Source organism: Bacillus sp. YH3-2-B2, from assembly GCF_053663335.1.
In genome coordinates, this window is record NZ_JBSJQE010000005.1 from 15,052 (window position 1) to 31,469 (window position 16,418).

The following is a 16,418-nucleotide window of genomic DNA, read 5'->3' on the forward strand; positions in this document are numbered from 1 at the left end:
CGTCCCCAGACCCTGCGCACAGCGGCGGCTGTTTAATGGTTCCACTTGCGCTTTTTTGTATAATTCGTTTCATTTTGTTCTCCGTACGTTATATTCGCTTCTTTAATTAAATAGTGCGGGCGTTTTTTTGTTTCATAGTAAATCCGGCCGATGTATTCTCCGATGATGCCGAGACTCAAAAGCTGGATGCCCCCTAAAAACAGCACGGCGGAAATAATAGTGAAGTATCCGGGTACGGACACGCCGTGTGTCAGAATATGAACAAAGGTTGTTACAATATAAACCATCGACAGAAGCAATATCAGAATACCGGTGAAAAAGCATACCCTGAGGGGCTTGTTGTTGAAGGAGACGACACCGTCCATTCCGTAGTTGAACAGATTGCTGAATGACCATTTGGACGTGCCGTTCTTCCTTTCGACATTTTCATAAAATACGATTTTCTGGTCAAACCCGATCCAGCAGAACAGCCCTTTCGAGAAACGGTTCCCTTCACTCAGCTTCAAAAGAGCATCAACGGCCTGCCGGCTCAGCAGGCGGAAATCTCCGACCCCGTCACGCAGGTCCACTTCGACGGCTTTGTTGATAAATTTATAATACAGGGAAGAAAGCACGGAACGCACGGGGCTGTCCCCTTTTCGGTTGCGCTGCGCGATGACTTGGTCATACCCTTCTTCATAGCCTTGAATGAAGTCTTTCAGCAGATGGGTCGGATGCTGCAGATCGGCGTCCATCACGATTACCGCTTCGCCCTGCACGTGTTCAAATCCTGCCAGAATGGCCGCTTCTTTCCCGAAGTTGCGGGAAAAAGATATGTATTTGACGCGATGGTTTCTGGCGGCCAGTTCTTTAATCTGCTGAAGGGTGTCATCCGCGCTTCCGTCATTGATGTAGAAAATTTCATAGTCATAATGAATCGTCTGAAATTCTTTTTTTAAAGATTCATGGATGAGCTTGACGTTGTTCCCTTCATTGTAAGACGGAATAATAATTGAGATTAACCTTTGTTTCATGAAGGCACCTTCTTTGTATTATTCTTTTTTTAGGACGGCCTTAAAGGAATTGTCCGCAAAACTTCAGTAAGGCTTTTCCTTTTTTTAATGACGTTTAAACCCTTTTTTTGTTACAGAGAAAGAAATTTTTTTCTGCATATGGTTTATATTTTGTCATGTTTTTCGGCAGATATGAGAAAAAAAAGAAAAAGTCTGTACGCGGGACAGACTTTATTGCTGAAGGTATTCATGAATCAAATGGCTGACGATGCGCGGTTTTTCGTGAATGACCCAATGTGAGGCATCATCTATGAAGATTAAGTCGCCGTTTGGAATCATCCGTTTTGTTTCCTTGGCGAGCTTTTTGCTCAGCGCGCGGTCGTTGACGCCCCATATTAACCGGTACGGAACGGGCATTTTAAGCGGAACGGCAGGGCCTAAACCGCCGGCTCTGATCGCCCGGTACCAGTTCAGCATCGCCGTGAGCGCTCCTTTTCTGCCCCATGCTTCTTTGTAGCTGTCGACATCTTCCCGTGAAAAAAGCGCCGGGCGTTCGGATAAGCCGATCGCGTGATCCAATACGCGGTAATCGTCTTCAGACAATCTCCGTTCCGGCTTTTCCGGAAGCTGAAAGAAAGCGATATAAGAGCTTTTCTTCCACTGCGGCGGGTAGAACGGTGTGACCTTCCGCATAACCGCCGGGTGCGGGATATTGACCGTGATCAATTTTTCAACGTATTGCGGCCGCGTGGATGCCAAATGCCAGGCCACGGCTCCTCCCCAATCATGTCCGATGACGACGGCTTTGTCATTTGTAAAATGAGTGATCAGCCCGATAATGTCGTCTCTGAGCGTATCAATGGTATAGTTTTCAATGCCCTCCGGTTTGTCACTGAGATTATAGCCGCGCTGATCAGGCACGACAACATGGTATCCGGCATCCGCCAGCGGTTTGATCTGACTCTTCCAGCCGTACCAGAATTCCGGAAACCCGTGCAGCAGCACCGCCAAAGGACCGTCTTTCGGACCGGCTGAAGCCGTGTGCAGCGTCACTCCGTTTGTTTCGATCATGTGAAACGTAATGTCATTCATCGATTCTCCTCCCCGTTTGTTTCAATCTTCTTTCTGTTAAGACGATGATCAGTACGCTGATCGCAATCAACAATACGGCCTGAACAATCAGGGCGAACGGCTGAGTCAGCCGGATAAGCAGGCTGCCCGAAAATCCAGCTGCCGCCGAAATAAGGCCGAACAGAATCATGAGGAGCGCACTGAATCGATTGCCTTCTTTCCACTGCGACTCATCCGCCATAGAGCGCTTCGTCCGATATCCGTACAGGCTGTTGATCGACTTCGGCGGAAAAAATGTGACTGAAATGCCGGCCGCAGCCATCAGAAGGCCGCCGATCACCATTATCATATCCATCACTCTCCTTTTCATCTTTTACGAAAGGAAAGGCGAAAAGTTTCAGAAAAAAAGCAGGCTCATTCGCCTGCCTGAATCTTTATTTTTGAGTTAAGTCGGCCGTTTTCACATAACCTGCTTTCCCGCCGTATGTGATGTACGCCCATCTACGGTCAAACCCTCCGTCATGGCTGAACCCCCAGCCGAGCACATTGACGGTTTCACCCGCTTTAACGGACCCTTTTTTGCCGGTTTCCAAAGTCGGCGTATAAAAATCGGTTTGTTTCGCGGTCACCGCCTTCACCGGCTGCTTCATCAGAAAATGCGTGGAAATATAGGCTTTGTGACCTTTGTAGTCAATTTCAGCCCAATCTGCTCCTTGAAGCCGTTTAACCTTTACGGAATCCTCTGAACGAAGCGTGCCGATAATCCGCCCTTGTTTATTGGGTTCTTTGCGGACATTAAGTTCTCCTGCTTTCACGATATATGTATCTGCTGCGGTGTCTATTTTTGTCTGGTGAACTGCTGCGGCATTCGCTGCCGGATCAAAAAAAACGGTGCCTGCGGCTAAAAATAAGCAAAGTCCTGCGGCCGGAATAAATGCGGTTAACCCCTTTTTCATGTTCATTGTGGTTCCTCCCCGCTATTTTATAAGTTATTACACATTTCCACATTCTGCGGGTCGTCAAACATGATTTTCCCATTTCTTTTATAAAAAGAAAAAACCGCCGGACGGTATCCGGCGGGCGTACTGCTATATTAATGCAGGAGACCCCTGCTTTGATCCAAATAATGAGAAACGTCTTCCCGAACGCTCTGGAACATATGGAGCTTGCTGCCGTATGATTCGATCCATTCCTTGACGACGCGTTCCGTCATTTGCTCTCCTTGATACGGGCGGCCGGCTTTTGCGTAAGTCGCTTCGAAATCTCCCCATAAAAGCTCAACCCAAGTTCGCGCTTGCAAATAGCTGAGCATGTCATTTTTCTCAAGCAGCAAATTCGTCAGTTTGTCGATATATGTATTCATGTCTCTGTCTCCTTTCCTTGGGAAAACCTGCTGCTTTTACGCAGCTTGTCACAGGCATATACTAACTTTACGTCTTCAGTCCAGAAGGCGCAACCTTTTGATATTGGCCGAGGGGGAAAACAAATGGTCCGGAACAAGGCAAAAGGATTTCCTAATCAGAACAATAATAAGTTTGAAGGCGAACCGCGGGCAAAGGATGACTATGCTTCTAAACGGGCGGACGGTTCAATTAATTCGCACCCGCAAGAGCGCATGAGAGCTTCAGGCAGACGATAACACACACCGTAAGAGACCGGGAATGACCCGGTCTTTTTTTGCGGAAAAAAACATCCTCTTGCGGTCATAACGCTAAATAAATTCCATAATATGTTAAATGTTAAAGCGAAAGCCGGTAGACAAAAAAGGAGGGGTTTTATAAAATGAAGACAGTTTCAAAACGATTGCTGAGCCTTACCGCATTCTTACTGTCAGTTTCATTATTTGCTGTTTCAGCAGAAGCAGCGGGCAGCCCGCAGACATCTGTATCAAACAGCGGTGAGGAGTTTGACGCAAATCAGAATCAGCCTGTACAAACAACACAGACATCCCCCGCTTATGAAGGAACGGGCCTCACCAAAAGACAGCTTGCACAAAACAGCAAAGCTGACATCAAGTCATTAAAGCCTTCCAGTATTATTGGGACAGACGAACGAATCAGAATTTCTCCCACAACATCATTTCCATATCGAGCGACAGCACAGCTGACCGTTACATACAGCGGCAGCACAAGCACCTACGGATGCACCGGTTTTTTTGTCAATGCCGACACGATCGTTACGGCGGGACATTGCGTGTATGATCAGAAAAACGGCTGGGCATCGAAAATTACGGCAGCTCCCGGCCGCAACGGGTCATCGTACCCGTACGGCTCTTATTCAGGCAAGACATTCTACAGTGTCAAAGGGTGGACAGAAAACGGTGACACAAACTACGACTACGGCGCAATCAAAGTAAACGGGTCGCCCGGGAATACTGTCGGCTGGTACGGCTACCAGACGACCAACAGTTCCAGTCCGGCCGGGCTTTCCTCAACCGTGACAGGATATCCGTGCGACAAAGTGTCCGGTTCCATGTGGTCGGACAGCAAGCCGATACGTTCTGCCGAGACATATAAACTCACTTACACGACTGATACGTTCGGCTGCCAGAGCGGATCGCCCGTTTACCGCAATTACAGCGACACCGGCCAGACCGCCATTGCCATTCATACAAACGGCGGGTCGTCTTACAATCTGGGAACAAGGGTGACAAACAGTGTATTCGACAACATTCAATATTGGTCAAATCAATAAAGCTTTTGTTATCTTTCTCGCGGCGGCCGTTTTATGCGGATGCGGCAAAGCGGATGATTCCGCCGCCAAAAAAGCACTGCCCGTTACGCTCCATGTTGAGGATGCAGACGGTTCACCGGCTGCCGGTGTGACGGTTACCGTGATGAAAGCGGCGGAGTCAGATCATCAGCCCAATATAGATCGCGGAGAGATAATAGGCAAGACTGATCACCACGGCGAGATTACATGGAAAAGCGGCGCGAAAGGAACCTATGCCGTCGTTTTTGAAAAAGACGGAGTACCGGAAACCCGGAATATTTCCTTAGCTGAGAGCGATAAACATACGGTGATCAGCATTACATTGAAACACTGAAAAAAGCTTGCAGGCGGAATATCCCCTGCAAGCTTTTTGTTATCCTTTATGCACTTGGTATTCATAAACATCTTTCTTCTCAGACAGATGAGCGAACGTGGAAAGCACAAGGCCGAGAGCCGTCATCAGCGCACCGCCGGCAAACAGCCATGAGTAAGATCCCGTTCCCCCGAGAATCAATCCGCCGATCCAGGCGCCGAGCGCGTTTGCCAGGTTAAAGGCGGAAACGCTCACCGCAGCGGCTATTGTCGTGCCGTTTTCAGAGGAAGAAATAACCTTGGTCTGCAAAAGCGGCGGCGTGCCGAACGCACATGCGCCGAACAAAAATGTCGCTGAAACGGCGGCGGCGGGAAAGACAGCGATATAAGGGAAAATCGCCAAGACGCCGATCAAGCCGATCATCACACCGATCATCGTGCGCGTCAGCAGTTTGAGCGGCACTTTCCCCGCGAAGAAATTCCCCGCCACTCCGCCGAGACCGTAGGCAAATAACGCGCCTGTGATGCCGACTGTGCCGAACCCCGCTGAATCTCTTAAAATCGGCTCAATAAACGTGTAAGCGATAAATACGCCTGAGTAGCCGAGAATGGTGATCGCAAAGGAAAAAATCACTTGTTTATGCTTAAAGACACTCCATTCATTCATCAGCATCGGAATCACTTTCGGTTTTCGATTCGGTACGACCAGCATCAGTCCGATCAGACCGATCAGGCCTAAAACGGAAATAATGAAAAAGACGGCACGCCAATTAAGGGCATCCCCTAAATAAGAGCCGAACGGGACGCCGAGCATCAGCGCCACGGTTAATCCGCCGTTCATGGAAGCCGCGGCGGCGGAACGTTTTTCAGGCGGCACCATCTCACTCGCAAACACCATGGCGATCGCAAAAAAGGCTCCGTGAATGGATGCGGATAAAATTCTGGAAATCGCCAGCACGGCGAAGTTCGGCGCAAAGACGCTCATCAGGTTGGCAAGGACGAAGATGCCCATCAACCCTAGCAGCACCGGCTTTCTCGGCAGCTTAACCGCGATAATGGTTACGATCGGACCCGTCAGGCAGACGCTTGCCGCGTACGCCGTAACAAGCATGCCCGCTGAAGATACATGTATATGAAAGTCATCGGCAATCGACGTCAGAATACCCATGACAGCATATTCCGTATACCCGATGGAAAATGTGCAAATCATTAAAACAAAAATCATTAATTTCACAGATGGCTGTTTCATTTTGATATTCAACGCAAATCGCCTCCTTTTTATTAAAAAACAACGAATTCCATCTTAAAAGATATCAAAAATGAATTCAATCATTTTTTACTGAAAGGTTGAAACGAATGTGCCCGAAAAGAAAAAGAGGCCGGAACCGGCCTCTTTTGTTATTATTTTTCTTTTAAAACGGAAATCGGCAGTGCTTCTTCCCCGTCAGACGGGGAAGATCTGTGTCCCCAGGCGAATACGCCGTTGATGTAATCAATGCGGAAAGTGTCATCAGAACCTTCTATCTGATACACCCCGCCGGGCCGAAAGTCTTCCGGGTTCAGCATGTAAGCTTTGGCCATCGTCATTTTCCGTTCAAGCACGGCCAGTTCATTTACAATGCCCATCTGTTCCGCTTTTCGCGCTTTTTCCGTCAGTCCCGCAATTTCTGTCTGTAGTTCATGAGGCGTCATTTGACTGTATCGTTTGTCCATTTCAGTTTACTCCTCTTCCTGCAAGAATTGATCAATATCGTCAATCGAGAATCCTTTTCTGAATAAGTACTGTTTGACCTTCATTCCGCTTTCATAGCTGCCGTCATAGCGGTATTTCCTGATCGCTTTTTCCGCATGAGCCTTCAGAGCTTCCATCTCGGCTTCATCATCATTTTCATACTCCGTCTGCTCCAGAGCGGCATTGATGACGTCGAAAGGGAAACCTTTTCGCTGAAGCTGCATCTGCGCCCGCTGTCTGATCTCTTTTGTGGACAGCTTTTTGTCTTTTTTGAGGATTTTGCCGATATGTTTCAGCGCTTCTTGTATCTGCTCATCAAATGTAAACGCGCTGAGCGTCTCCTTGATGGTATCGTCGTCTATTCCTTTCGCTTTCAGCTCGCGGAACAGGACGTCAGGGCCTTTGCCGTTTGTTTTTTTGTGGGTGCTCGCATAGGCTTCGGCAAATTCTTTGTCATTTAAGTAGCGGTAATCGTACAGTTTATGGATGACTTCAGAAATGACCATGTCCGGTGTTTCTTTTTTCTTCAGGTGATCCCGGACTTCTTTTTCAGACCGCATCCGATATGATAAAAATTCTACGGCGCGGTTAAAGGCTTTTTTCACGTCATCACCGTGCTGGATTTCAAGAATGTCAAGCTCGTCCAGTTCTTTCCCTTTTTTTAGGTCAAAACGCACAAGCACGTCGGCATCGACGCTGAATGCATATTTCTCATCAAGAAAGATGTTGAAGCGCTCGGTATTTTTCTTTTGGGTCGATATTTTTGTAATAAACGGCATCCCGGTCTCCTTTCCCGCCCCGATGTTCAGGCGTTTTTCTTTTTGACAAATGAGGTACAGTATATGTATCAACGTGTAAGGAGAGATGGATATGAATATCGCGATGACAGGCGGCACTGGTTTTCTGGGCCGGCATCTGACAGGTGTGTTTACCCGCCGGGGACATCATGTCTATATTTTATCAAGAAAACAGAGAGAAACCGAACAAAAAAATGTGACATATGTTCAATGGCTGGCCGAAAACGCGGCGCCTGAGCGCGAGCTTCCCCCTATTGATGTATGGGTGAACCTCGCCGGCAAATCCATCTTTGACCGCTGGACGGACACAACGAAAGAACAAATCATTTCAAGCAGAATAGAAGCGACGAGAGAAGTCAGACGGATTATGAAGCAGCAGCCGAAAAAACCCCGGGCTTTAATTCAGGCAAGCGCAGTCGGCATTTACGGCACCAGCACAGAGAAAACGTTCACTGAGCAGTCCGATACGTCAAATGAAGACTTTCTCAGTCATACGGCTCATATGTGGGAGCGTGAAGGCCAGAAAATTGAAGCGCTCGGCATTCGGACGGTATATGCCAGATTCGGCGTGATGCTCGGTGAAAAAGGCGCCCTGCCGCTCATGGTTCTTCCTTATAAGCTGTTAGCCGGAGGCACCGTCGGCTCTGGACGGCAGTGGCTGTCATGGGTTCATGTCGATGACGCCGCGGAACTTATTGCTTTTGCGGCGGAGCATGATGACTTGTCCGGTCCCATGAATGTGACATCGCCGAACCCCGTAGAAATGAAGCAATTCGGAAAGACGATCGCAAGCGTCCTGCACCGCCCCCATTGGATTCCCGTACCGGAATTTTTTCTGGAGAAGGCCTTGGGAGAAATGAGCCTGCTGATCGTAAAAGGCCAGCGCGCCCTGCCTAAGCAGGCGCTGACATCCGGTTTTCAATTTACGTATGAAGAACTTGAGTTGGCTTTAAAGGATCTCTTATCTGCATAAAAACGGAAATAAAAGCCAATCCTATTGGTATTCTGTTTTGAAGGAGGGTCTTCTTTTATGGAAAAGAAGCGCGAAAAACATCAGCAGGGAGCCAATCTGAAAAAAATGCAGGAAGTCCTTTATTCCGGTGAATTCAAAAAAGCGGAAAGAGCAGCCAAACGGAAATAAACTGAATAAAGATCGGGACCGGGCAGATACTATGTTTGTTTGATATCACTTTTTTCAGGGGGCGATTGATATGGGCAGAAATCATACTCACAAAAACCGTGATAAAAACAAACAAAAACTTCCTCAAGTTCCGGATGCTTTGAAACGCGAAACAGACGGCACGTACGAGGAATATTCAAGCGAGCTTGCTGATTCCGCTGACCGCGAAGCGCAGGCGCGGATGAAAGCCGCTGACAACAGAGCTAAAAGCAAAACCCGCTAATACGAAATCCCCGCCTCTGTATGGAGACGGGGATTCTTTTACAACTCGGTAAACAGGCTTTTTGCCGGCGTCCGTTCTTTCGCCTTAGGCTGTTCATCCGGATAGCCCGTTTGAATGATGGCGGCGAAGCGCTCATTGTCTGCAAGGCCGAAGTCTTGGTGCACCTGTTTGTCATACATGATGCGGCCGCTTTTCCAGACCATGCCGATGCCGTTTTCATGTGCGAGAAGCTGAAGGTTTTGAATCATGCCGCTCAGCGCCGCGAAATCATCGTTTCTCGTAAATTCATTTTCATCTTCTTTTAAGACGACCAGCAAAAATCCCGGAACGGCGCTGAGATTTTTTCTCATGTTCCGCTCTTTTTCCTCGTTGAAATCATCTTTTATTTTTTTGAAAAATGAGACGTAGCTGTCCGCAAGCTTTGCTTTTCCCGCTTCGCTTGCTGCGTAGATAAAACGCCATGGCTCCGTCAGTCTGTGGTTCGGCGCGTAAACGGCCGTTTCAAGCATATCTAATATGACTTCAGAAGGTACAGTTTCCGGTTTAAACGACCGGATGGATCTTCTGTTTCTGATTGTATGTGCAAGACTTTCGTTTTGCTGTAATTGTTCGGTTTTCGGCATGCCGATTCACCTTCCTATTCAATTGAAAATGATTATCATTTATAATATAACGGATACGACCGTCTTTTGTAAACCGTTACGGAAGCTGAAAATTGATTGATTCGGCATACACGGCCGTTCCCGTCATCTTGATGTTCATTTCTCCGTTTTCCTCCGTAATCCTGATTTCCACTTTTCCGTCTTTCCCGATTTCCTGGCCTTGTTCGATCGTGAGGCATTCGGCTTCAGAGCCTCCGTATTGCCGCATATAGGCTGCCATGACGCCTGAAGCGGTTCCCGTGACGGGATCTTCGGTCGTTCCGGAGAAAGGGGAAGAAAAATGACGGCCGTGCAGATCACTTTCCGAATGAACGGTTTCCAGAGAAAACGGATGAACGCTCGCTTTCGGAAGATCGCGCAAAACAGCGGGGAATTGTGCGTTTTCAGGCACCATATTCCGTGATGCTTGAAGTGATCTCAGAGGAACAATCAGTGTCCAGATCCCCGTTGATCCGTAAACAATCGGCAGCTCGCTGTGAAAATCCTCAGCCGTAATCCCGAGCGAGGCCGCAAGCTTTTCTTTGTCTCCCGTAAACGGCAGAAATTGCGGGGGTGCCTGTTCGAGCGTGATGTATACCCGGCCGTTTCGTTCAGCGGCTTTTGCGGGAAGAATGCCGGCTTTTGTCTCAATTTGATATGTCTGATCAGCCTGAAGCCTTCCCTTTTCAATTAATGCGTAAAGAGAGGCGACGGTAGCATGTCCGCATAAATTCATTTCGTGGCCGGGTGTAAAATAGCGGATGCGCAGATCGGCTTCTCCGCTTTTGCAGAGAAATGAGGTTTCATTGTACCCTGCCATTTCGGCGATCATCTGCATCTCTTCATCTGAATAATCATCTCCGTTAAAGACGATTCCTGCGGGATTTCCCAGATCAGGAATATCGGTAAACGCTTCATATTTAAACACGGTTGCCTGTTTCATTCATCAGCCTTCCTTTCACCTTATGATCATGTTATTCAGTATAACAGAGTAAAATTAGAATTTTTAGTTAATTCTTCAAAAAAAGACGCCTTTTAACGGCGTCTTTTTTTGGTTTTTCCGATCAGGCGGGTGACGAGAATCATCGTGACGGACAGCGATCTGTTTTTGCGGTACGCCAAGTATTTCCCGCGCCACTCCGGTTTGTATTTTTCTTTAAAGGCCCGCAGCCCGCTGAAGCTGTACATATACCGGACGTTGTTGAAAATGACGGCCGCGATTCTTTCCGACCAGAAAGATGTAAAAGCCGTTCCTACGTTTGACAAAGGCGCCATGCCCATATTAAAGGTGGTATAGCCTTTTTCCTGCGCCCAGAGAAACAGACGGATGAAAAGCGCGTCCATAATCCCGTTCGGCGCACTTTTCCGATAACGCATCAAGTCGACTGATATCTCGCCTTCCTGATACATCGGCATCAGGTTGGCAAAAGCGATGATCTCCCCTTCCGCGTCTTTCACGTAAGCAATCGGCGCCTGTTCCAAATAGTCCTTGTCGAAGAAACCGAGAGAAAAACCTTTCTCTTTTTTCGGTCCGAGCCATTCGTCCGAAATGTCTTTCAGCTTGGCGATAAACTCGGAGGAAAACGGCGGTTCCCCGACATGAAATGTGTAGCCTTCGCGGTCAAATTTATTGTTAATCGCCCGCAGCCCCGCTTTTTTCTTACCTGACAGCGTAAATGCTTCCATATCCACGAACGCCTCTTCTCCGAGCTTGAAGAAGTTATAGCCGAAGTCATGGTACAGCGCCAGATCTTCACGTTCGATCTGATAAAACATGACACTCAGCCCCTGCTTATGCGCTTCATTCAGAAATTCCTCAATCACAAGCGGAAAAGAGTCTCTCTGTCCTGACGGATCACCGAGCACGACAAGCCTTCTGGAAATCTGGCCGAACAATAAAAGCGCTTTGCCGTCGCTTGAGAAATAAAACCGCTTATCCCCGAGAAAGCCGAGATGGCTGAGGGCGTTTCCGCCTTCTTCCGCCAAAAAGGACTTCAGCCGTTCAGGATCGGCCTTTTCTCCGATCGGCTTCGATCTTTTATGATAAAAGACCGTAAACAAAAGGAAAAACAGCGGCACAACAATAATGGCCGTCATCGTGGCATATGTAATGTGCGAATTGTTATGAACGAAATAATCGTGGCGCAGCAGCCGATTCATTTTATCCCAAATAAAGCCGGCAATGAGATTGTAGTTAAACAAGGCGATAATAAACAGAGCGGCGGCAAAAATCATCTGGCCGAGCGTATACGATGCCTGCTCTCTGATAAACTGCCGCTTTAACAACACCAACAATACGATGACGACAGGCAGAATAAAGATCGCGCTGATGTTCAATCCTTTTAAGAAACTGAACACAAAACCGCCGACCAGCGCGGCAACCGCCATTGAATAAGAACGTTTCGTCCGTTTGTATAATTCAATCGGCAAGATTAAAAGAATCAAAGCCGCGCTTAACGATAACGCGTTAAACGCAAGGAGCGCCGGGCGCGGAATATGCGGGATGACCGTCTCCCTGTCAATCGGCAGGGCGACGGACGCCAGCACAACGACTCCCGCCATAAAAACCAACAGCGACAGCGAACCGTAAAGCACTCTGATTAAGATGGCGCGCTGGAATACGAGAAGCACGTTCGTCGTTTCCACGGCGGGCGCCATCTTCGGATTTGATTCCAGCCGTTTAAGCGTATTTTCCGTTAAATCGCCGGCCGCAAAGAACAGCCCGAACACAAACGGAATAAATGAATACACAAACCGGTAGATGACGATGGATGTCACAACCGCCTCCTGCGGAAAGCCCATATTCTGCATGCCGAGCAGAAACAGAAGGTCAAACGAACCGAATCCTCCCGGCACAAGGCTGATGATTCCCCCGATAGCAGCAATGGCAAATACACCGAATACATGGCGGACATCCGCGTGAATCCCCATGACATACAGGGAATAATACATGACGACGGCCGCCGCAAACCATTCGGCAAACGATGCCCCGATGTAAGAAAAAACCGGATGCCTCGGTTTTGCTTCACCGTCTTCTGCGCCAGCTTTTTTATTGTTGATCCATGCGGCGATTAAGGCTGCCGGCACAATAAGCGCTACTCCGGCGATAACAGCCCACAGCCACGGTTTCTCACCTGTAATCTCTCCGACCGGCAGAATGCGGGCAATGGTCAGGATACTGAAGACGGACAGCCCGAGCAGCGCTGAGGACGTAAGCCAGGCGATGCCTGCGACGAGGCGTTTTACGTCATTCGTATGCTCTTTGTAAAGCATCGTCCGCAGCCCGACGCCCGCCAGACCGCCAAATCCAAGGACATTGTTAAAGGAATTGGCGATAAAAGAAACCCTGAAAACTTTCCAATTCGGAATGTCGAGGCGAAGCGTCCGTTTCAGCACAAAGTCATAAAAGGACATCGCGCTGACGGCAAGGAGGCCGAGCAGAACGAGAATAAATAAATCGTAACGCTCAATCCCGTTAATAATGTACAGCGTTCGTTTAAAAGAAAGGTCTGTCAATTCCTTTTTGGACTGATAAATGACTAAAAGCAAAACTGCAATAGGAAATAATACTTTTAATATCGATAAGGCATTCTTTTTAGTCAGCAATGTTCTCTCCAATCATCATAAAATAGCTTATTTATTATAATTCCCCCAATAATCTCCAACATATTATACACTACCACCTCACATTCAAACAAAACTCGTCTGCAACTTTCTTTCTCTGATTAAAATCAGTAATATGGTATGCAGGAGTATGAATGAGGAAGTGAGACGATGGATTATAATCTGCATGATACAACGGTATTAGGCGGCGATATTTTTTCTCCTGAGGAACGGGATATTTGGGTGCTGTACATGAAAGTGATGACCTCGGCGGGACTCGGCGATGTGTCGGAGTGGATGAAGCTTGATATGAGCATGCCGCAAATGAAGGTGCTGATGCTTCTGAACAACCACGGGACGCTTAAGGTGAGTGACATAGCGGAGAAAATGGGCGCTTCTCTTTCAAATACGACGGGGCTGCTTGACCGTTTAGAAAAATCATGTTTCATTACACGCGCTCCGTCAGAAGAAGACCGCCGTTCAGTCGTCGTTCAATTAACGGAAAACGCGAAAGATATTTTCCGCAGCCTTTATCAAAAAGGACATGTGAAATTGAAGCGTTCATTGGAAACGCTGACCGCTGAAGAAAAACAAACGGTCAATCAAGGACTTGCCATTTTGGCAAGAGCGCTTGATTCTTCCAAACAGGCATAGAGATGAAAAAGGCCTGCCGGTATCGGCGGCCTTTTTTTGTTTGACATTTAATTCACTCTAAGTGAATAATATATTCGAAGTGAATTAAAAAAGGAAGGATTGATCAGTATGCCGGATCCATTGCAAACAGAAAAAAACCAGAGCCGGGCCATCACTCTTTTTACGATCGGTGTGTTCATGGCGGCGCTGGACAACGGAATTATTTCCGCTGCTCTGACGACGATTAACAGCTCTTTTGATGTTTCTCCTTCATGGGGATCATGGGGAGTGACCCTTTACACATTGGGACTCAGTGTCAGTGTGCCGATTGTCGGCAAGCTGTCGGACCGATACGGGCGGAAAAAACTGTTTATGATGGAAGTCGGCCTGTTCGGACTCGGCTCTTTGCTTGTCGCACTCAGTCAGAGCTTCCCGGTGTTTTTGGCGGCACGGCTCATTCAGGCGCTTGGCGGCGGCGGAATTTTTATAATCGGGAGTTCGCATGTGCTGGCCGTGCTTCCGAAGGAGAAACAGGGGAAAGCTCTCGGGCTTTTAGGGGCGATGAACGGTATGGCGGCCGTCCTCGGACCGAATATCGGGAGCTTTTTGCTTGATGTAACCGGGTCGTGGCATTGGCTGTTCTTGATTAACCTGCCGATTGCCGCCGCTTTGGTTGTGTGCGGCGGTTTGTTTATCGCTGAAACGAAAGAGCCTGAGGCGAAACGGCTTGACCTCGCCGGCACAATGCTGCTGTCTCTTGCGATCTTATCTTGTATGATCGGTATCACGAATCTCGATGGGGCGAAGCTGTCAGAAAGCATAATGGACGTAAAGGTGTACGGGTATCTTTTGGGAGCGGCACTTCTCTTTCTGGTGCTGCTTAAGGTCGAAAAGCGGGTTGAAAACCTGGGGGGCGATCCGATTCTCGCTTACTCGCTGCTGCAAAATAAAGTGTTTCAATGGACGCTTGTCATCGGATTTTTATCGGGAGGGCTGCTCGCTGCGGTCATTTTTATTCCTTCTTATGCGGAGCAATATTTGCACGTATCGGCGGAGAAAGCGGGTTATTGGATGACGCCGCTTGCGTTGGCGTCAGGCATCGGAGCGTGGCTCGGCGGGGCGGTCACGGATAAAAAAGGGCCGGTCTTCTCCGCGGCTGTATCAGGCGCCATCGCCTTTGCCGGATTCAGCCTGTTTCCGTTATGGGTGACGGATAAATGGGAATTTGTCACGGCGAGTGTCATTGCGGGGATCGGTTTCGGATTTCTGCTCGGGGCTCCGCTGAATGTGCTTGTATCAGAAACGGCGGGCCAAAACAAAGGAACAGCGCTCGGCACGCTGTCACTCGTAAGGCAGGTCGGGCTGACGCTCGCTCCGGCTTTATATGCCGGCTTCATTACAGCGGGCTTTGACCGGATCGGAGCGGACATTAAAAACCGTTTAATGAAAAGCGGCATTCCCGCTGATCAGGCGCAAACGCCCGATATCGGCGGCGGACTTTCTTCGTTGCAGGAGCAGGTAAGCCGAATCCCCGTTCCCGCCGTCAAAAAAGCGGTTTCTGATGCGATTGAAGCGGGCATTTCCAGCGGCTACCACCATCTTTATACGGCAGCCGCCGTCATTTCATTATGCACGATCATGTCTGCGGCTGTTTTGGCGTTTTTCCGGAAGCCGGCATCCTCTAAGACAAATGCCAGTCCATCCGCCGGCAAAGCTCAGTAATATGGGCAATATGATGTTCAGAATGCCAGACATATAATCCGAGCGCTTGTTCCAGCGTAACCGTCTCTTTGGATACAGGATGGAAGTATGTCCGTTTGAATTGGGCTTCCGTCATGGAGCGCAAAAGAGCGGCCCATCTTCTGTGCAGGATTGTTAACAGCTCAAGCGCATCCCCGCAAGCGGCGGTTTTTGAATCATGAAGATCGGCCCAGCCTTTTTCATCATAGGGACGGATTTCCGGTTCATCTTCTGTTAAAGCTAATTTAAACCGGGTATAACCGTTCATGTGGCTGTCCGCCAGATGGTGAACCACTTGACGGACAGTCCATCCCCCTTCGCGGTACGGCGTATCGAGCTGATTGTCCGACATCGCTCTGACAGCTTGTTTCAGTTTGGCCGGAGCGTGTTCCAGCGCATTGATCCATTCTTGTTTCTGTCCGGCCGAAATCGATTCAGCCGGCTGATATTCTCCAATCGGATAGCTGAGGGTTTGTTTTTCCATTTTTGTCTCTCTCCCGTTGATCGTATTATGAAAGTATGATGGTGATGTCGCAGCCTTCCGCTTTCGCTTCACGAAAGACTTGAAGCACACTCTCTGCGCCATTTTCTGTAAGCTGCTTGCTTTGTTCAAACTGTCTCCATTCTAAAACGAGGGGATACTCGACCCAGCCGGTCAGACAATCCCATAAAGCGTCAAGGTTTTCACCGTAGTATTCAGGAAGGGCAAGCTCCTTTTTCAATGTCTGGTGCAGGTCGCTCATACTTCTGATTTGCTCCCCGTTAATAACTGCTTTATTCAT

21 protein-coding genes are annotated in these 16,418 nt (G+C 48.4%); 8 read left to right on the plus strand and 13 right to left on the minus strand.

Annotated features, from left to right (window positions below; genetic code table 11):
* Positions 1–32: 32 nt before the first annotated feature.
* The 5 genes from ACWJJX_RS16835 to ACWJJX_RS16855 form a co-directional block, all read right to left on the minus strand.
* A complete protein-coding gene (locus ACWJJX_RS16835) occupies positions 33–1,013 on the minus strand; it encodes a glycosyltransferase family 2 protein (protein WP_003155484.1) in 981 nt (326 codons plus the stop codon).
* A 210-nt stretch (positions 1,014–1,223) separates the two neighbouring features.
* A complete protein-coding gene (locus ACWJJX_RS16840; protein ID WP_070081525.1) occupies positions 1,224–2,084 on the minus strand; it encodes an alpha/beta fold hydrolase in 861 nt (286 codons plus the stop codon).
* Positions 2,077–2,412 carry an SdpI family protein gene (locus tag ACWJJX_RS16845; RefSeq protein ID WP_070081524.1) on the minus strand — a complete coding sequence of 112 codons (336 nt, stop codon included), beginning with the start codon at positions 2,410–2,412 and terminating at the stop codon, positions 2,077–2,079. Before ACWJJX_RS16845 ends, ACWJJX_RS16840 begins: the two co-directional genes overlap by 8 nt.
* Positions 2,413–2,497: 85 nt before the next feature.
* Positions 2,498–3,025 (minus strand): SH3 domain-containing protein, encoded by a 528-nt coding sequence (locus ACWJJX_RS16850; RefSeq protein ID WP_454023129.1) that lies wholly within the window; start codon positions 3,023–3,025, stop codon positions 2,498–2,500.
* Between the two features lie 131 nt (positions 3,026–3,156).
* The gene (locus tag ACWJJX_RS16855) at positions 3,157–3,426 is read right to left on the minus strand and encodes a YfhJ family protein (protein WP_003155492.1); all 270 of its coding nucleotides are present in this window, start codon (positions 3,424–3,426) and stop codon (positions 3,157–3,159) included.
* Between the two features lie 123 nt (positions 3,427–3,549).
* Between ACWJJX_RS16855 and ACWJJX_RS16860 the strand changes: the two genes are divergently transcribed.
* The 3 genes from ACWJJX_RS16860 to ACWJJX_RS16870 all read left to right on the plus strand — a co-directional run bounded on the left by ACWJJX_RS16860 (position 3,550) and on the right by ACWJJX_RS16870 (position 5,109).
* On the plus strand, positions 3,550–3,702 hold the full coding sequence (locus tag ACWJJX_RS16860; RefSeq protein WP_003155495.1) for a small, acid-soluble spore protein K: 153 nt from the start codon (positions 3,550–3,552) through the stop codon (positions 3,700–3,702).
* A gap of 143 nt (positions 3,703–3,845) precedes the next feature.
* Positions 3,846–4,757, plus strand: a complete 912-nt coding sequence (locus ACWJJX_RS16865; RefSeq protein ID WP_454023130.1) for a trypsin-like serine peptidase — start codon at positions 3,846–3,848, stop codon at positions 4,755–4,757.
* Positions 4,720–5,109 carry a DUF2606 family protein gene (locus ACWJJX_RS16870; protein WP_071391450.1) on the plus strand — a complete coding sequence of 130 codons (390 nt, stop codon included), beginning with the start codon at positions 4,720–4,722 and terminating at the stop codon, positions 5,107–5,109. The genes ACWJJX_RS16865 and ACWJJX_RS16870 overlap by 38 nt, the downstream gene beginning before the upstream one ends.
* Before the next feature lie 39 nt (positions 5,110–5,148).
* On the opposite strand, the gene ACWJJX_RS16875 is transcribed toward ACWJJX_RS16870, so the two are convergent.
* The 3 genes from ACWJJX_RS16875 to recX all read right to left on the minus strand — a co-directional run bounded on the left by ACWJJX_RS16875 (position 5,149) and on the right by recX (position 7,598).
* Complete coding sequence (locus ACWJJX_RS16875) at positions 5,149–6,342, minus strand: MFS transporter (protein ID WP_025650229.1); 1,194 nt, start codon at positions 6,340–6,342, stop codon at positions 5,149–5,151.
* Positions 6,343–6,488: 146 nt separating this feature from the next.
* The gene (locus tag ACWJJX_RS16880; protein WP_025650230.1) at positions 6,489–6,800 is read right to left on the minus strand and encodes a YfhH family protein; all 312 of its coding nucleotides are present in this window, start codon (positions 6,798–6,800) and stop codon (positions 6,489–6,491) included.
* A 6-nt stretch (positions 6,801–6,806) separates the two neighbouring features.
* Positions 6,807–7,598: a recombination regulator RecX gene (recX, locus tag ACWJJX_RS16885; RefSeq protein ID WP_003155502.1), complete on the minus strand. Its 792-nt coding sequence runs from the start codon at positions 7,596–7,598 to the stop codon at positions 6,807–6,809.
* Between the two features lie 91 nt (positions 7,599–7,689).
* Here recX and ACWJJX_RS16890 point away from each other — a divergent pair, with 91 nt between their 5' ends.
* The 3 genes from ACWJJX_RS16890 to ACWJJX_RS16900 all read left to right on the plus strand — a co-directional run bounded on the left by ACWJJX_RS16890 (position 7,690) and on the right by ACWJJX_RS16900 (position 9,019).
* Positions 7,690–8,589: a TIGR01777 family oxidoreductase gene (locus ACWJJX_RS16890; RefSeq protein WP_454023131.1), complete on the plus strand. Its 900-nt coding sequence runs from the start codon at positions 7,690–7,692 to the stop codon at positions 8,587–8,589.
* Positions 8,590–8,646: 57 nt separating this feature from the next.
* A complete protein-coding gene (locus ACWJJX_RS16895; RefSeq protein ID WP_003155504.1) occupies positions 8,647–8,757 on the plus strand; it encodes a YfhE family protein in 111 nt (36 codons plus the stop codon).
* 70 nt (positions 8,758–8,827) lie between these two features.
* Complete coding sequence (locus ACWJJX_RS16900) at positions 8,828–9,019, plus strand: YfhD family protein (protein ID WP_003155508.1); 192 nt, start codon at positions 8,828–8,830, stop codon at positions 9,017–9,019.
* A gap of 38 nt (positions 9,020–9,057) precedes the next feature.
* Here the strand turns inward: ACWJJX_RS16900 and ACWJJX_RS16905 are convergent, their stop codons facing one another.
* The 3 genes from ACWJJX_RS16905 to mprF form a co-directional block, all read right to left on the minus strand.
* Entirely contained in the window at positions 9,058–9,642 is a 585-nt protein-coding gene (locus tag ACWJJX_RS16905) for a nitroreductase family protein (RefSeq protein WP_007408549.1), read from the minus strand.
* Positions 9,643–9,718: 76 nt separating this feature from the next.
* Complete coding sequence (locus tag ACWJJX_RS16910; RefSeq protein ID WP_454023132.1) at positions 9,719–10,603, minus strand: PhzF family phenazine biosynthesis isomerase; 885 nt, start codon at positions 10,601–10,603, stop codon at positions 9,719–9,721.
* Between the two features lie 92 nt (positions 10,604–10,695).
* The gene (gene mprF, locus ACWJJX_RS16915; protein WP_353575401.1) at positions 10,696–13,266 is read right to left on the minus strand and encodes a bifunctional lysylphosphatidylglycerol flippase/synthetase MprF; all 2,571 of its coding nucleotides are present in this window, start codon (positions 13,264–13,266) and stop codon (positions 10,696–10,698) included.
* Positions 13,267–13,434: 168 nt separating this feature from the next.
* Between mprF and ACWJJX_RS16920 the strand changes: the two genes are divergently transcribed.
* Complete coding sequence (locus ACWJJX_RS16920; protein WP_003155512.1) at positions 13,435–13,917, plus strand: MarR family transcriptional regulator; 483 nt, start codon at positions 13,435–13,437, stop codon at positions 13,915–13,917.
* A gap of 108 nt (positions 13,918–14,025) precedes the next feature.
* Entirely contained in the window at positions 14,026–15,618 is a 1,593-nt protein-coding gene (locus ACWJJX_RS16925) for an MFS transporter (RefSeq protein WP_454023133.1), read from the plus strand.
* On the opposite strand, the gene ACWJJX_RS16930 is transcribed toward ACWJJX_RS16925, so the two are convergent.
* A complete protein-coding gene (locus ACWJJX_RS16930) occupies positions 15,578–16,120 on the minus strand; it encodes a YfiT family bacillithiol transferase (RefSeq protein ID WP_064778748.1) in 543 nt (180 codons plus the stop codon). The two genes, ACWJJX_RS16925 and ACWJJX_RS16930, sit on opposite strands and share 41 nt — an antisense overlap.
* Positions 16,121–16,145: 25 nt before the next feature.
* A complete protein-coding gene (locus ACWJJX_RS16935; protein WP_007408543.1) occupies positions 16,146–16,418 on the minus strand; it encodes a ribonuclease inhibitor Barstar in 273 nt (90 codons plus the stop codon).

Bases quoted from the DNA above. Each gene is read 5' to 3' on its own strand.
- ACWJJX_RS16835 (WP_003155484.1), bottom strand. From the start codon at position 1,013: ATGAAACAAAGGTTAATCTCAATTATTATTCCGTCTTACAATGAAGGG.
- ACWJJX_RS16840 (WP_070081525.1), bottom strand. From the start codon at position 2,084: ATGAATGACATTACGTTTCACATGATCGAAACAAACGGAGTGACGCTG.
- ACWJJX_RS16845 (WP_070081524.1), bottom strand. From the start codon at position 2,412: ATGATAATGGTGATCGGCGGCCTTCTGATGGCTGCGGCCGGCATTTCA.
- ACWJJX_RS16850 (WP_454023129.1), bottom strand. From the start codon at position 3,025: ATGAACATGAAAAAGGGGTTAACCGCATTTATTCCGGCCGCAGGACTT.
- ACWJJX_RS16855 (WP_003155492.1), bottom strand. From the start codon at position 3,426: ATGAATACATATATCGACAAACTGACGAATTTGCTGCTTGAGAAAAAT.
- ACWJJX_RS16860 (WP_003155495.1), top strand. From the start codon at position 3,550: ATGGTCCGGAACAAGGCAAAAGGATTTCCTAATCAGAACAATAATAAG.
- ACWJJX_RS16865 (WP_454023130.1), top strand. From the start codon at position 3,846: ATGAAGACAGTTTCAAAACGATTGCTGAGCCTTACCGCATTCTTACTG.
- ACWJJX_RS16880 (WP_025650230.1), bottom strand. From the start codon at position 6,800: ATGGACAAACGATACAGTCAAATGACGCCTCATGAACTACAGACAGAA.
- recX (WP_003155502.1), bottom strand. From the start codon at position 7,598: ATGCCGTTTATTACAAAAATATCGACCCAAAAGAAAAATACCGAGCGC.
- ACWJJX_RS16890 (WP_454023131.1), top strand. From the start codon at position 7,690: ATGAATATCGCGATGACAGGCGGCACTGGTTTTCTGGGCCGGCATCTG.
- ACWJJX_RS16895 (WP_003155504.1), top strand. From the start codon at position 8,647: ATGGAAAAGAAGCGCGAAAAACATCAGCAGGGAGCCAATCTGAAAAAA.
- ACWJJX_RS16900 (WP_003155508.1), top strand. From the start codon at position 8,828: ATGGGCAGAAATCATACTCACAAAAACCGTGATAAAAACAAACAAAAA.
- ACWJJX_RS16905 (WP_007408549.1), bottom strand. From the start codon at position 9,642: ATGCCGAAAACCGAACAATTACAGCAAAACGAAAGTCTTGCACATACA.
- ACWJJX_RS16910 (WP_454023132.1), bottom strand. From the start codon at position 10,603: ATGAAACAGGCAACCGTGTTTAAATATGAAGCGTTTACCGATATTCCT.
- ACWJJX_RS16920 (WP_003155512.1), top strand. From the start codon at position 13,435: ATGGATTATAATCTGCATGATACAACGGTATTAGGCGGCGATATTTTT.
- ACWJJX_RS16925 (WP_454023133.1), top strand. From the start codon at position 14,026: ATGCCGGATCCATTGCAAACAGAAAAAAACCAGAGCCGGGCCATCACT.
- ACWJJX_RS16930 (WP_064778748.1), bottom strand. From the start codon at position 16,120: ATGGAAAAACAAACCCTCAGCTATCCGATTGGAGAATATCAGCCGGCT.
- ACWJJX_RS16935 (WP_007408543.1), bottom strand. From the start codon at position 16,418: ATGAATAAAGCAGTTATTAACGGGGAGCAAATCAGAAGTATGAGCGAC.